This is a genomic window from Pseudomonas sp. 313 (assembly GCF_000316965.1).
Classification (GTDB): Bacteria; Pseudomonadota; Gammaproteobacteria; order Pseudomonadales; family Pseudomonadaceae; genus Chryseomonas; species Chryseomonas benzopyrenica.
Genome location: NZ_ANBZ01000022.1, coordinates 69728 through 83082, shown reverse-complemented (window position 1 = coordinate 83082; position 13355 = coordinate 69728). Strand labels below are relative to the sequence as shown.

General features: G+C 63.7%; 13 protein-coding genes. 10 read left to right on the top strand and 3 right to left on the bottom strand.

The features are described from left to right. The first annotated feature begins 8 nt into the window (after positions 1 to 8). The 5 genes from odhB (at position 9) to brnQ (ending at position 6556) form a co-directional block, all read left to right on the top strand. Complete coding sequence (odhB, locus tag C722_RS0102015; protein ID WP_017638889.1) at positions 9 to 1229, top strand: 2-oxoglutarate dehydrogenase complex dihydrolipoyllysine-residue succinyltransferase; 1221 nt, start codon at positions 9 to 11, stop codon at positions 1227 to 1229. 80 nt (positions 1230 to 1309) lie between these two features. Next, positions 1310 to 2746 (top strand): dihydrolipoyl dehydrogenase, encoded by a 1437-nt coding sequence (lpdA, locus tag C722_RS0102010; protein ID WP_017638888.1) that lies wholly within the window; start codon positions 1310 to 1312, stop codon positions 2744 to 2746. 207 nt (positions 2747 to 2953) lie between these two features. Beyond that, positions 2954 to 4120: an ADP-forming succinate--CoA ligase subunit beta gene (gene sucC, locus C722_RS0102005; protein WP_017638887.1), complete on the top strand. Its 1167-nt coding sequence runs from the start codon at positions 2954 to 2956 to the stop codon at positions 4118 to 4120. Then, positions 4120 to 5007: a succinate--CoA ligase subunit alpha gene (gene sucD, locus C722_RS0102000; RefSeq protein ID WP_017638886.1), complete on the top strand. Its 888-nt coding sequence runs from the start codon at positions 4120 to 4122 to the stop codon at positions 5005 to 5007. The genes sucC and sucD overlap by 1 nt, the downstream gene beginning before the upstream one ends. Before the next feature lie 205 nt (positions 5008 to 5212). After that, positions 5213 to 6556 carry a branched-chain amino acid transport system II carrier protein gene (brnQ, locus tag C722_RS0101995; protein ID WP_026083583.1) on the top strand — a complete coding sequence of 448 codons (1344 nt, stop codon included), beginning with the start codon at positions 5213 to 5215 and terminating at the stop codon, positions 6554 to 6556. Between the two features lie 54 nt (positions 6557 to 6610). On the opposite strand, the gene C722_RS0101990 is transcribed toward brnQ, so the two are convergent. Next, on the bottom strand, positions 6611 to 6892 hold the full coding sequence (locus tag C722_RS0101990) for a hypothetical protein (RefSeq protein ID WP_007159246.1): 282 nt from the start codon (positions 6890 to 6892) through the stop codon (positions 6611 to 6613). Between the two features lie 200 nt (positions 6893 to 7092). On the opposite strand from C722_RS0101990, the gene htpG reads away from it, so the two are divergent. Beyond that, positions 7093 to 8997 carry a molecular chaperone HtpG gene (gene htpG / locus C722_RS0101985; RefSeq protein WP_017638884.1) on the top strand — a complete coding sequence of 635 codons (1905 nt, stop codon included), beginning with the start codon at positions 7093 to 7095 and terminating at the stop codon, positions 8995 to 8997. A gap of 55 nt (positions 8998 to 9052) precedes the next feature. Beyond that, positions 9053 to 9790 carry a dienelactone hydrolase family protein gene (locus C722_RS0101980; RefSeq protein ID WP_017638883.1) on the top strand — a complete coding sequence of 246 codons (738 nt, stop codon included), beginning with the start codon at positions 9053 to 9055 and terminating at the stop codon, positions 9788 to 9790. Positions 9791 to 9833: 43 nt separating this feature from the next. Here the strand turns inward: C722_RS0101980 and C722_RS0101975 are convergent, their stop codons facing one another. Both C722_RS0101975 and C722_RS0101970 read right to left on the bottom strand, forming a co-directional pair. Then, positions 9834 to 10328, bottom strand: coding sequence for a SprT family zinc-dependent metalloprotease (locus C722_RS0101975; RefSeq protein WP_017638882.1), 495 nt, complete (start codon positions 10326 to 10328; stop codon positions 9834 to 9836). Between the two features lie 25 nt (positions 10329 to 10353). Continuing rightward, positions 10354 to 10974, bottom strand: coding sequence for a DNA-J related domain-containing protein (locus C722_RS0101970; RefSeq protein ID WP_017638881.1), 621 nt, complete (start codon positions 10972 to 10974; stop codon positions 10354 to 10356). A gap of 97 nt (positions 10975 to 11071) precedes the next feature. Between C722_RS0101970 and ttcA the strand changes: the two genes are divergently transcribed. From ttcA to C722_RS0101955, 3 genes are read left to right on the top strand one after another with little or no spacing between them, the layout of a single operon-like run. Next, entirely contained in the window at positions 11072 to 11896 is an 825-nt protein-coding gene (gene ttcA, locus C722_RS0101965) for a tRNA 2-thiocytidine(32) synthetase TtcA (protein ID WP_007159241.1), read from the top strand. Next, on the top strand, positions 11896 to 12567 hold the full coding sequence (locus C722_RS0101960) for a DNA-3-methyladenine glycosylase I (RefSeq protein ID WP_017638880.1): 672 nt from the start codon (positions 11896 to 11898) through the stop codon (positions 12565 to 12567). The genes ttcA and C722_RS0101960 overlap by 1 nt, the downstream gene beginning before the upstream one ends. Beyond that, on the top strand, positions 12564 to 13328 hold the full coding sequence (locus tag C722_RS0101955) for an NAD-dependent protein deacylase (protein WP_017638879.1): 765 nt from the start codon (positions 12564 to 12566) through the stop codon (positions 13326 to 13328). Before C722_RS0101960 ends, C722_RS0101955 begins: the two co-directional genes overlap by 4 nt. Positions 13329 to 13355: the final 27 nt, after the last annotated feature.

The following is a 13355-nucleotide window of genomic DNA, read 5'->3' as shown; positions in this document are numbered from 1 at the left end:
TTCATAGAATGGCTATCGAGATCAAAGCCCCTACCTTCCCGGAATCGGTCGCTGACGGCACCGTCGCCACCTGGCACAAGAAGCCCGGCGAAGCGGTCAAGCGTGACGAACTGCTGGTCGACATCGAAACCGACAAGGTCGTGCTGGAAGTCGTGGCACCGGCCGATGGCGTCCTGGCCGAAATCCTGAAGAACGAAGGCGATACCGTGCTGAGCGAAGAAGTCATCGCTCGCGTGGAGGAGGGCGCCACTGCCGCCGCCGCTCCGGCTGCCCAGCCGGCTGCCGCCAGTGCTCCGGCCGCCGCACCGGCCGCCGGTGGTAAAGAGGATCCGATCCTGGCGCCCGCCGCGCGCAAGATCGCCGAAGAGAACGGCATCGACCCGGCTACCCTGGTCGGCACCGGCAAGGGTGGTCGCATCACCAAGGAAGACGCCGTCGCCGCTGTCGAAGCCAAGAAGTCCGGCGCTGCCGCTCCGGCTGCCAAGCCCGCTGCCGCCGCCGCTCCGGTGGTGACCGCCGCTGGCGACCGCACCGAGAAGCGCGTGCCCATGACCCGCCTGCGCGCCAAGGTCGCCGAGCGCCTGGTTGAAGCCCAGTCCAGCATGGCCATGCTGACGACCTTCAACGAGGTCAACATGAAGCCGATCATGGACCTGCGCTCCAAGTACAAGGACATGTTCGAGAAGAAGCACAACGGCGTGCGCCTGGGCTTCATGTCCTTCTTCGTCAAGGCCGCCACCGAGGCGCTCAAGCGTCAGCCGGGCGTCAATGCCTCCATCGACGGCAACGACATTGTCTACCACGGCTACCAGGACATCGGCGTGGCCGTGTCCAGCGACCGTGGCCTGGTGGTGCCGGTGCTGCGCAACGCCGAGTTCATGAGCCTGGCGGAAGTGGAAGGCACCATCGCCGACTTCGGCAAGAAGGCCAAGGCCGGCAAGCTGACCATGGAAGACATGCAGGGTGGTACCTTCACCATCTCCAACGGTGGTGTCTTCGGTTCGCTGCTGTCCACTCCCATCGTCAACCCGCCGCAGACCGCGATCCTGGGCATGCACAAGATCCAGGAACGTCCGATGGCGGTGAACGGCCAGGTGGTGATCCTGCCGATGATGTATCTTGCGCTGTCCTACGACCATCGCCTGATCGATGGCAAGGAAGCCGTGACCTTCCTGGTCACCATGAAGGACCTGCTGGAAGACCCGGCTCGTCTGCTGCTGGACATCTGATCCGGCTCTCGCGGTGCGGGGCAGGGGCCACGCACCGCTTCAAGTTTTCCTGCCTGAAGCTGCTCCAAGGGGATTAGTGTATGAGCGACAAATTCGACGTAGTGGTGATCGGCGCCGGCCCTGGTGGCTACGTGGCCGCCATCCGCGCCGCGCAGCTTGGCCTGAAGACGGCCTGTGTCGAGCGCTACAAGGGCAAGGAAGGCAAGGTCGCCCTGGGCGGCACCTGCCTGAACGTGGGTTGCATTCCCTCCAAGGCGCTGCTGGACAGCTCCTACAAGTACCACGAGGCCCACGAGGGCTTTAAGGTTCACGGCATCGACGCGCCGAACGTCACCATCGACGTGCCCACCATGATCGGCCGCAAGGACCAGATCGTGAAGAACCTCACTGGCGGCGTGGCCACCCTGTTCAAGGCCAACGGCGTGACCCTGCTGGAAGGCAACGGCAAGCTGCTGTCGGGCAAGAAGGTCGAAGTCACCGGTCTGGACGGCAACGTCCAGGTCGTCGAGGCCGAAAACGTCATCCTGGCGTCCGGCTCGCGTCCCATCGACATCCCGCCGGCTCCGGTGGACCAGAAGGTCATCGTCGATTCCACTGGCGCCCTGGAATTCCAGAGCGTGCCCAAGCGTCTGGGCGTGATCGGTGCCGGCGTCATCGGCCTGGAGCTGGGTTCGGTCTGGGCCCGCCTGGGTGCCGAAGTCACCGTGCTGGAGGCCCTGGACAAGTTCCTGGTCGCCGCCGATGAGCAGGTGTCCAAGGAAGCCTACAAGATCCTCTCCAAGCAGGGTCTGAACATCCGCATGGGTGCTCGTGTGACCGGCTCGCAGGTCAATGGCGAAGAAGTCACCGTCAACTACACCGAAGCCGGTGAAGAAAAGCAGATCACCTTCGATCGCCTGATCGTTGCCGTGGGCCGTCGTCCGGTGACCACCGACCTGCTGGCGTCCGACAGCGGCGTGGAAAGCGACGAGCGTGGCTACATCTACGTCGACGACCACTGCGCCACCAGCGTGCCGGGCGTGTTCGCCATCGGCGACTGCGTGCGCGGTCTGATGCTGGCCCACAAGGCCTCGGAAGAGGGCGTGATGGTCGCCGAGCGCATCGCTGGTCACAAGGCCCAGATGAACTATGATCTGGTCCCCTCGGTGATCTACACCCACCCGGAAATCGCGTGGGTCGGCAAGACCGAGCAGGCCCTGAAGGCCGAAGGCGTCGAAGTCAATGTCGGCACCTTCCCCTTCGCGGTCAGCGGTCGTGCCCTGGCGGCCAATGACACCGCCGGTTTCGTCAAGGTCGTGGCCGATGCCAAGACCGATCGCGTCCTGGGCGTCCATGTGGTCGGCCCGAGCGCGGCGGAGCTGGTGCAGCAAGGCGCCATCGCCATGGAATTCGGCACCAGCGCCGAAGACCTGGGCATGATGGTGTTCTCGCACCCGACGTTGTCCGAGGCGCTGCACGAAGCGGCCCTGGCGGTGAACGGTCATGCGATCCACGCAGTGAATCGCAAGAAGCGGTAAGAGATTTACGGAACCACGGGGTCGCCGACCGCCGTGGAGCCTCAGGGCTCCACCGCAGGAAGGCGCCTCGGACTCTTGTGAGTGGGGTGTGAGACACCCCACTAGGGCAGGGGTCACAGGTGGCGCGGTGCCCGCGACCGTCCGGAGGACGGCTCGGAGAACGCACAGCGTCGAATGCGCAATACCCAACGAAGACGGTAGACAAGCATGAATCTCCACGAGTATCAGGGTAAGCAGCTGTTCGCTGAATACGGCCTGCCCGTTTCCAAAGGCTACGCTGTCGACACCCCCCAGGAGGCCTACGAGGCTTGCGGCCGTATCGGCGGCGACGAGTGGGTCGTCAAGACCCAGGTACACGCCGGTGGCCGTGGTAAGGCCGGTGGTGTGAAGCTGGTCAAGAGCAAGGAAGAAGCCAAGGAATTCGCCGCCAAGTGGCTGGGCCAGCGTCTGGTGACCTACCAGACCGACGCCAACGGTCAGCCGGTCACCAAGATCCTGGTTGAATCCTGCACCGACATCGATCAGGAGCTCTATCTGGGCGCCGTGGTCGATCGTTCCAGCCGCCGTATCGTGTTCATGGCGTCCACCGAAGGTGGCGTGGACATCGAGAAGGTCGCTCACGACACTCCGGAAAAGATTCTGAAGGCCACCATCGATCCGCTGGTGGGCGCTCAGCCCTACCAGGGTCGCGACCTGGCGTTCCAGCTGGGCCTGAAAGGTGACCAGATCAAGCAGTTCACCCAGATCTTCGTCGGTCTGGCCAAGCTGTTCCAGGACTACGACCTGGCGCTGCTGGAAGTGAACCCGCTGGTGATCAAGAAGGATGGCAACCTGCACTGCCTGGATGCCAAGATCAACATCGACAGCAACGCCATCTACCGTCAGCCCAAGCTGCGTGCCTTCCACGACCCGTCGCAGGACGACGCCCGTGAAGCCCATGCGCAGAAGTGGGAACTGAACTACGTGGCCCTGGAAGGCAGCATCGGCTGCATGGTCAACGGTGCCGGTCTGGCCATGGGTACCATGGACATCGTCAACCTGCACGGCGGCAAGCCGGCCAACTTCCTGGACGTGGGCGGCGGCGCGACCAAAGAGCGCGTGACCGAAGCCTTCAAGATCATCCTGTCCGACAGCAACGTGAAGGCCGTTCTGGTCAACATCTTCGGCGGCATCGTGCGCTGCGACATGATCGCCGAAGGCATCATCGGTGCCGTTAAAGAAGTTGGCGTGAAGGTGCCGGTCGTGGTTCGCCTGGAAGGCAACAACGCCGAACTCGGTGCCAAGGTCCTGGCCGAAAGCGGCCTGAACATCATCGCGGCAACCAGCCTGACCGACGCTGCCCAGCAGGTCGTCAAGGCCGCGGAGGGTAAGTAATGAGCGTCCTGATCAACAAAGACACCAAGGTCATCTGCCAGGGCTTCACCGGTAGCCAGGGTACCTTCCACTCCGAACAGGCCATCGCCTACGGCACCCAGATGGTTGGCGGCGTGACCCCCGGCAAGGGCGGTTCCACCCACCTCGGTCTGCCGGTGTTCAACACCGTGCGCGAGGCGGTGGAAGCCACTGGCGCCGATGCTTCGGTGATCTACGTGCCGGCTCCCTTCTGCAAGGACTCCATCCTGGAAGCGGCCTTCGGCGGCATCAAGCTGATCGTCTGCATCACCGAGGGTATCCCCACCCTGGACATGCTGGATGCCAAGGTGAAGTGCGACGAACTGGGCGTGCGCCTGATCGGCCCGAACTGCCCCGGCGTCATCACCCCCGGCGAGTGCAAGATCGGCATCATGCCCGGTCACATTCACCTGCCGGGCAAGGTCGGTATCGTGTCGCGTTCCGGCACCCTGACCTATGAAGCCGTGAAGCAGACCACCGACGCCGGCTTCGGCCAGTCCACCTGCGTGGGCATCGGCGGCGACCCCATCCCGGGTTCGAACTTCATCGATATCCTGAAGCTGTTCCAGGAAGATCCGCAGACCGAAGCCATCGTGATGATCGGCGAGATCGGCGGCAGCGCTGAAGAAGAAGCCGCGGCCTACATCAAGGCCAACGTTACCAAGCCGGTGGTGTCCTATATCGCCGGCGTCACCGCTCCGCCCGGCAAGCGCATGGGCCACGCTGGCGCCATCATTTCCGGTGGCAAGGGTACTGCGGACGAGAAGTTCGCTGCCCTGCAGGACGCCGGTGTGAAGACCGTGCGGTCCCTGGCCGACATCGGCAAGGCCCTGGCCGAGCTGACCGGTTGGGAAGTCAAGCAGGCCTGAGTCTGACTGACTGTAGAAAAGGCCGCCTCCGGGCGGCCTTTTTCATGGGCGCGCTCATGACGCCTCATCAGCTGCCGGCTGCCTTTTCGCCGGTAATTCGTTAGGATGGCAACCTTCCGCTCCAACGGCCACGCCGTGGCCCCGCCAAGACCTGCTCCCATGAGGGCGGGCTGCCTCGTTTTCCTCATTGCTGGTACTGCCTTCCATGAAAGCTTTGCAAAGCCGGGATGTCCTGGCCCTTGGATTCATGACGTTCGCGTTGTTCGTCGGCGCGGGCAACATCATCTTTCCCCCGATCGTCGGTCTGCAGGCGGGCGAGCACGTCTGGAGCGCTGCCCTGGGCTTCCTGCTGACCGCCGTCGGCCTACCGGTGCTGACGCTGATCGCCCTGGCGCGGGTCGGCGGTGGCATGGATGCCCTGAGCAAGCCGCTCGGCCAGACGGCCGCCCGCACCCTGGCCATCGTCTGCTACCTGTCGGTGGGGCCGCTGTTCGCCACGCCGCGCACCGCCACGGTGTCCTTCGAGGTCGGCGTCGCGCCGCTGCTGGGCAACGGACCCATACCGCTGTTCCTCTACAGCCTGGCCTACTTCCTGGTGGTGCTGGTGGTCTCGCTCTATCCGGGGCGCCTGCTCGACACCGTGGGACGCTTTCTCGGTCCGCTGAAGATCCTGGCGCTGGCAGTGCTGGGTGGTGCGGCGCTGTTCTGGCCAGCCGGCGGTCCTGCCGCGGCAGCGCCGGACTATGCTTCGCGGGCGCTGTCCCAGGGCTTCGTCAACGGCTACCTGACCATGGATACCCTGGGCGCCCTGGTGTTCGGTATCGTCATCGTCAACGCCATTCGCGCCCGGGGCGTGACGGCGCCGCAATTGCTGACGCGCTATACCATCATCGCCGGCCTGATCGCCGGGGCAGGGCTGGTGCTGGTCTACCTGAGCCTGTTCCAGCTCGGCGCTGGCAGCGGGTCGCTGGTGCCCCACGCCAGCAATGGCGCCGAGGTCCTGCATGCCTATGTGCAGCACACCTTCGGCAGTGTCGGCAGCGACTTTCTCGCGGTGCTGATTACCCTGGCCTGTCTGGTCACGGCGGTGGGCCTGACCTGCGCTTGCGCGGAATTCTTCAGTGAATTCCTGCCCTTCAGCTATCGCAGCCTGGTGGTTCTGCTGGCGGCCTTCTCGCTGCTGGTGTCCAACCTGGGGCTGACCCAGCTGATCCAGATTTCGGTGCCCATCCTGACCGCCATCTATCCGCCCTGCATCGCGCTGGTGGTGCTGAGCTTCTTCACCGCCCGCTGGGCGGCGCCCGGACGCATTCTCGGCCCGGTGCTGCTGGTCGCCCTGGCCTTCGGCATCCTCGACGGCCTGCAGGCGGCGCACCTGACGGTGCCCTATCTGAGCGGTGCCGTACAGTGGCTGCCGCTGGCCGACTCGGGGCTGGGCTGGCTGTTGCCGGCCGTGGTGGTGGGCCTGGTCGCCCTGACGCTGGAAAGCCTGCGGCCTGGCGAACGCGTCCAAGCGGACGAGGCCGAGCCGGATCCTTCGCGCTCCTGAATCAGCGCCCACAAAAAAGCCCGCAGCAGCGGGCTTTTTTCTTATCCGATCAGCTTACGGCTTGGGCTGGGTAGCCGGCGCGTTGCCGTTGGCGGTGCCGGTAGCCGGGCTGACCGAGGTGGCTTCGCCTTTGGATTGCTCCTTGGCGGCCTCGTTGGCAGCTTCGTTACGCTGCTCGGCAGCCTTGTTGCTCTGCTCGGCGGCTTTGTTCAGGTTTTCCTGAGCTTTCTGTTCGGTCTTGGCAGCATCCTGAGCCTTGTTTTCGGAAGGCTTGTCACAGGCAGCGAGGCCGAAGGCGGCAGTGAAGAGCAGGGCGATGGCGAAGGGCTTTTTCATGTGTTTTCTCCTTATGAACTACACGACAGCCGTTCGAGCGCACCGTTAAAAGTTAAGTTCCGCGTCTAGCTCCAGCATCGCGCAAATTCCTACCTGCATCGCGAACCGAGCGCGCCAAGGTTGAAATGTCTCCGGGCGCCCCCATCTCGGCGACATCGCCAGGCATCTGGTGCGTTCCTATCGATAGCGGAGTTCGTAGCATGAGTGTGGAGACTCAAAAGGAAACCCTAGGCTTCCAGACCGAAGTGAAGCAGCTGCTTCACCTGATGATTCACTCGCTGTATTCCAACAAGGAAATCTTCCTGCGCGAATTGATTTCCAACGCCTCCGACGCGGCCGACAAGCTCAGATTCGAGGCCTTGTCCAAGCCCGAACTGCTCGAAGGCGGGGATACACTGAAGATTCGCCTGAGCTTCGACAAGGAGGCGGGCACGGTCACCCTCGAAGACAACGGTATCGGCATGAGCCGCGAAGAGGTGATCGCCCACCTCGGCACCATCGCCAAGTCCGGCACCGCCGACTTCCTGAAGAACCTCAGCGGTGACCAGAAGAAGGATTCCAACCTCATCGGTCAATTCGGCGTGGGCTTCTATTCGGCCTTCATCGTCGCCGACCAGGTGGATGTCTATACCCGCCGTGCCGGCCAGCCCGCCGCCGAGGGCGTGCACTGGTCGTCCAAGGGGGAAGGGGAGTTCGAGGTCGCGAACATCGACAAGCCCGAGCGCGGTACCCGCATCGTGCTGCACCTCAAGCCCGAGGAAACCGAATTCGCCGATGGCTGGCGCCTGCGCAACGTGGTTAAGAAGTACTCCGATCACATCGGCCTGCCCATCGAGTTGCCCAAGGAGCAGCAGGGTGGCGAGGACGAGCAGCCGGCCGCCGCCGAGTGGGAGACCGTCAACCGTGCCAGCGCGCTCTGGACCCGTCCGCGTACCGAACTCAAGGACGAGGACTACCAGGAGTTCTACAAGCACGTCGGCCATGACTTCGAGAATCCCCTGACCTGGAGCCACAACAAGGTCGAGGGCAAGCTCGAATACACCTCGCTGCTGTACGTGCCGGCCCGTGCGCCCTTCGATCTCTACCAGCGTGAAGCGCCCAAGGGCCTGAAGCTCTATGTGCAGCGCGTCTTCATCATGGACCAGGCCGACCAGTTCCTGCCGCTGTACCTGAGATTCATCAAGGGTGTGGTGGATTCCAACGACCTGTCGCTGAACGTCTCCCGCGAGATCCTGCAGAAGGATCCGGTGATCGACTCCATGAAGTCGGCGCTGACCAAGCGTGTGCTGGACATGCTGGAGAAGCTGGCCAAGAGCGAACCGGAAAAGTACCAGTCGTTCTGGGGCCACTTCGGTCAGGTGCTCAAGGAAGGTCCGGCGGAAGACTTCGCCAACCGCGAGAAGATCGCCGGTCTGCTGCGCTTCGCCTCGACCCACAACGGCGATGACGCTCAGAATGTGTCCCTGGCCGACTACATCGGCCGCATGAAGGAAGGTCAGGACAAGATCTACTACCTGACTGGCGAGAGCCACGCCCAGATCAAGAACAGCCCGCACCTGGAAGTCTTCCGTAAGAAGGGTGTCGAGGTGCTGCTGCTGACCGATCGCATTGACGAGTGGCTGATGAGCTACCTCACCGAATTCGACGGCAAGCACTTCGTCGACGTCGCTCGTGGCGATCTCGACCTCGGCAAGCTGGACAGCGAAGAAGACAAGCAGGCTCAGGAAGAGGTCGCCAAGACCAAGGAAGGCCTGGTCGAGCGCCTCAAGCAGGCCCTGGACGCCCAGGTCAGCGAAGTCCGCGTTTCCCATCGTCTGACCGATTCGCCGGCGATCCTGGCCATCGGTGAGCAGGACCTGGGTCTGCAGATGCGCCGGATCCTGGAAGCCAGCGGCCAGAAGGCGCCGGATTCCAAGCCGATCTTCGAGATCAATCCGCAGCACCCGCTGATCGAGAAACTCGATGGCGAGCCCGATGAGGACCGCTTCGCCGACCTATCGCACATCCTGTTCGATCAGGCTGCACTGGCCGCGGGCGATAGCCTCAAGGATCCCGCCGCCTATGTCCGCCGGTTAAACAAACTGCTGGTGGAATTGTCCGCTTAAAGATAGAGAAGCCCGCCTCGGCGGGCTTCTTTCTATCCACCCTTTGGAGGACCCCATGGTCGATGTCACTGTAAAACCCGTTGCCTACGAAATCGATGGTGAACCGTTCGAGAGCCAGCTGGTGTACGCCACCAGCGGTAATCCGACCCGTCCGGGCGTATTGTTTACACCCAACTGGATGGGGGTGTCCCATGGCGCCGTCGAGCAGGCCAAGGCGCTGGCCGAGGCCGACGGCCTGGCTTACCTGGTAGTGGATTTCTACGGTCGCAATGTGCGTCCGCAGAACGCCGACGAGGCCCTGGCGGCCATGACGCCGATCCGCGGCGATCGCGCCCTGCTGCGCCAGCGCATGCAGGCAGCCTATGCGGCCCTGGTCGCCCAGGCCGAGACGGCGGCGGTGGACGTCCACCAGCTCGCCGCTATCGGCTTCTGTTTTGGCGGCTGCGCGGCTCTGGAACTGGCGCGCGACGGGGCCCCGCTGAGCGCCGTGGTGACCTTCCACGCCAATCTGGATACGCCCAACCCGGCCGATGCGGCGCGTATCACCGGTCCGGTGCTGGTGCTGCACGGTGCCGCCGATCCCATGGTGCCGGACGAGCAGCTCGCTGGCTTCCGCCAAGAAATGGATGCCGCCCAGGTGGATTGGCAGTTGCTGAGCTATGGCGGCGCGGTGCATTCCTTCACCGATCCCGAAGCCAACAATCCGGGCAAGCAGCAGTACCACCCGGTTGTGGCCAAGCGCGCCTTCCTGGCGATGCACAACCTGTTCGACGAAGTCTTTGCCCAGGGCTGAGTGCTTTCCCTGCCTGCCGGTACCCAGAACGGGTCCGGCAGGCTCAGCCGCTGATCACTTCGTCGGTGAAGGCCAGCGGTCCACGGCAGCGCCGGCATAGGTAGCGGCGCCCCTTGCGCACCAGCGCGTGACGCTGGGCGGTGAACTCGAAACGACCATCCGGGCAATTGCAGCGATATAGATAGAGCGTTCGGGCGCGCTGTGGCAGCTCATAGGTATGGCAGCGATCCGGCGGCAAGCCATAGACGCCCCGCATGATCAGCTGCCACTCCTCGCCATGGGGCCTGATACGGCCACCGAACAACTGATGCGCCACCAGATGCGCCACCTCGTGAGCGACGGTCTGTTCGAGAAAGTGGACGGTATTTTCCTGATAGAGCTGCTTGTTGAATCTCAGCCGATTCTCGGTGAGATGGGCAACGCCTGCGCGCTGGCCACGCAAGGCCAGGCTGACGTCGGGACGAGGAAAGCGGCGTTTGAAGAAGGCCTCGGCCTGGCGATAGCAGTCTTCGACCCGGTCTTTGAGTGGTTCAGGCATGGGCAACCTCTGGGGAACCGGGCAATTATGCCGAAGCTCGTGCCTGCGCCCTAGCGTCCGCGGTCGGCTGGTGACCGTAGTGCCGCCGTAGCGTATCCATGGCCGCGTTGATGGCTTGTAGCCGGCCGGTGCTGCCGCCGTGATCGGGATGATGACGGCTGGCGAGCTGGCGATAGCGGCGGCGGATCTGGCCGTAGTCGGCCGAGCGATCCAGGCCTAGCAGGCGCAGGGCTTCCAGCAGTTCCGACTCGCCATTGACCAGCGCCCAGAAGTGATTGAGCAGATCGGCCACGTCTTCCGGGGTGGTGGTTTCGAGCTGGGTGAGATCCAGGTAGTAGGCGCGCAACGGATCGGCCACCACCAGCCCGGCACGGGCGCGCAGGTAGGGCCGCAGTTCGATGCGCAGGGCGCTGATGATGAGTTCGGCGCGCTGTTCGGCGCGCAGTTGGTCACGCAGGCGGTAGAGCGCGTTGAAGACGCGAAAGTGCAGGCGGAAGAGTTCGTAGTTGTCGGTCACGGGGCGCGGGGGCACCAGGGGCGACCCCGCCCGGCGCAAGGCCTGCAGCAACTCGTACTCCGACAGGCCGGACTTGGCCCGGAGCAGTTCCTGATGGAGCGCCGTCATGAGCGCCTGGGTCTCGCTCATGGCTGCCGGTCGCTGCGGACTGACGTTCGGGGTAGGGCGGCGGACGCTTTGCGCGTAAAATGCCGGCCTTTCGTTTTTTCCTTTCGCGGATTCATCCATGGGCACCCTTTCGGTCAACCAGAACAAGCTGCAGAAACGCCTGCGCCGTCTTACCGGCGAAGCCATCGCCGACTACAACATGATCGAGGACGGCGACAAGGTCATGGTCTGCCTGTCCGGTGGCAAGGACAGCTACACCCTGCTCGACATGCTGCTCTATCTGCAGAAGGTCGCGCCGATTCGCTTCGAGATCGTGGCGGTCAACCTCGACCAGAAGCAGCCGGGCTTTCCTGAGCACGTTTTACCTCAGTACCTGAAGGAACTGGGAGTCGAGTACCACATTCTGGAACGTGATACCTATTCCGTGGTGAAGGAAAAGATCCCCGAGGGCAAGACCACCTGTTCGCTGTGCTCGCGCCTGCGGCGGGGCATCCTCTACACCTTCGCCGACGAGATCGGTGCGACCAAGATGGCGCTGGGCCATCATCGCGACGACATGGTAGAAACCTTCTTCCTCAATTTGTTCCATGGCGGCACGCTCAAGGCCATGCCCCCTAAGCTGCGGGCCGATGACGGCCGCAACGTGGTGATCCGCCCGCTGGCCTATTGCAACGAAAAGGACATCGAGGCCTACGCGGTCTTGCGCGAATTCCCCATCATTCCCTGCAACCTCTGCGGCTCCCAGGAAAACCTGCAGCGCAAGGTGGTCAAGGAGATGCTGCTGGAGTGGGAGCGCAAGACGCCGGGGCGTACCGAGATCATGTTCCGCGCCCTGCAGAACGTGGTGCCGTCGCAATTGGCGGATCGCGAGCTGTTCGACTTCGCCAGTCTCAAGATCGATGACAGCGCGACGCCGCGCTTCGTCCAGGTGATGAATCTCTGATGCGGGATTACGCCTGGCTGCTCGAATACGCTCTCAACCGCTGCGGCTCCCGCGCGGCCTTGGAGGCGCGGCTGCCGCAACCGGTGGACGCCGCGACCCTGAGGTCCGTGGGCGATGACCGCTATCTGTCGCTGCTGACTCGCCGCATCTTTCGCGCCGGGCTCAAGCACAGCCTGGTGGATGCCAAGTGGCCGGCCTTCGAGGAGGTCTTCTTCGGCTTCGATCCGGAGAAGGTGGTGCTCATGGGCGGCGAACGCCTGGAGCGGTTGATGCAGGATGCGCGGCTGATCCGCCACCTGGGCAAGCTGCGTAGCGTGCCCATCAACGCCCAGATGGTGCTCGATTTCCAGCGCAGCCACGGCAGCTTCGGCCAGTTGCTGGCCGATTGGCCGGGGCAGGACATCGTCGGTCTGTGGGAGCTGCTGACCAAGCGTGGCAATCAGTTGGGTGGCCTGTCGGCGCAGCGCTTCCTGCGCATGGCCGGCAAGGACACCTTCCTGGCGACCGACGACGTGGTAACGGCCCTCAAGGCGCAGAACATCCTCGACAAGGCGCCCACCGCCAAGCGCGATCGGCAGAAGATGCAGGAGGCCTTCAATCTCTGGCAGGAACAGAGCGGGCGTCCGCTCTGCCAGCTGTCGGTGATGCTGGCTCTGACGGTGAATCATTGACTGACGCCCTGGCACGCGCCCGGGGTCTGCTCGCGCGGGCCGGGCGGGTGCTGTTCATCACCGGGGCAGGGCTGTCCGCCGACTCGGGCTTGCCGACCTATCGTGGCCTGGGTGGGCTGTACAACGGCCTTACCGAAGAGGGCGTTCCCATCGAGGCGGCGCTGTCGGGCAGCATGTTGCGGCAGCGTCCCGACGTCTGCTGGCGCTACCTGGCTCAACTCGGAAAGGCCTGCGCCGCGGCGGTGCCCAATGCGGCGCACCGGGCGATTGCCGCTTTCGGCGTGCGTCACCCTGGCAGCTGGGTGCTGACCCAGAACATCGACGGCTTTCATCGACAGTCGGGATTTCCAGCGGAGCGTTTGATCGAGATCCATGGGCAACTCGAACCGCTGGCCTGCATGAGGTGTGGCCAGGCAGTAGCGGATGCCCAGGCCTGTCTGGCAGGTCCGTTGCCACCGCGCTGTCACTCTTGCGGCGGGATCCTGCGGCCACCCGTGGTCCTGTTCGAGGAAGCCCTGCCGATCACCGAACTGCAGCGTCTGCAGGATGCAGCGGAGGAGGGTTTCGATCTGGTGATCGCCGTCGGCACCACGGCGGCCTTCGGCTATATCCAGGCGCCGATCGGGCAGACCCTGGCGCAGGGTGGTGACCTCATCGAGATCAATCCGGACCGTTCGTCGCTGAGTGGCTTGGCGACCGTTCAACTCAAAAAAAGGGCCGTAGACGTCCTTCCTCGGCTTTTAAGTCACATCGAGGGCTAAAAAAACTTGCCATCTGTGATCCAGGTC

What these genes read in the sequence shown, in the direction of transcription:
- odhB (WP_017638889.1), top strand. Translation starts at nt 9, where the DNA reads ATGGCTATCGAGATCAAAGCCCCTACCTTCCCGGAATCGGTCGCTGAC.
- lpdA (WP_017638888.1), top strand. Translation starts at nt 1,310, where the DNA reads ATGAGCGACAAATTCGACGTAGTGGTGATCGGCGCCGGCCCTGGTGGC.
- sucC (WP_017638887.1), top strand. Translation starts at nt 2,954, where the DNA reads ATGAATCTCCACGAGTATCAGGGTAAGCAGCTGTTCGCTGAATACGGC.
- sucD (WP_017638886.1), top strand. Translation starts at nt 4,120, where the DNA reads ATGAGCGTCCTGATCAACAAAGACACCAAGGTCATCTGCCAGGGCTTC.
- brnQ (WP_026083583.1), top strand. Translation starts at nt 5,213, where the DNA reads ATGAAAGCTTTGCAAAGCCGGGATGTCCTGGCCCTTGGATTCATGACG.
- C722_RS0101990 (WP_007159246.1), bottom strand. Translation starts at nt 6,892, where the DNA reads ATGAAAAAGCCCTTCGCCATCGCCCTGCTCTTCACTGCCGCCTTCGGC.
- htpG (WP_017638884.1), top strand. Translation starts at nt 7,093, where the DNA reads ATGAGTGTGGAGACTCAAAAGGAAACCCTAGGCTTCCAGACCGAAGTG.
- C722_RS0101980 (WP_017638883.1), top strand. Translation starts at nt 9,053, where the DNA reads ATGGTCGATGTCACTGTAAAACCCGTTGCCTACGAAATCGATGGTGAA.
- C722_RS0101975 (WP_017638882.1), bottom strand. Translation starts at nt 10,328, where the DNA reads ATGCCTGAACCACTCAAAGACCGGGTCGAAGACTGCTATCGCCAGGCC.
- C722_RS0101970 (WP_017638881.1), bottom strand. Translation starts at nt 10,974, where the DNA reads ATGAGCGAGACCCAGGCGCTCATGACGGCGCTCCATCAGGAACTGCTC.
- ttcA (WP_007159241.1), top strand. Translation starts at nt 11,072, where the DNA reads ATGGGCACCCTTTCGGTCAACCAGAACAAGCTGCAGAAACGCCTGCGC.
- C722_RS0101960 (WP_017638880.1), top strand. Translation starts at nt 11,896, where the DNA reads ATGCGGGATTACGCCTGGCTGCTCGAATACGCTCTCAACCGCTGCGGC.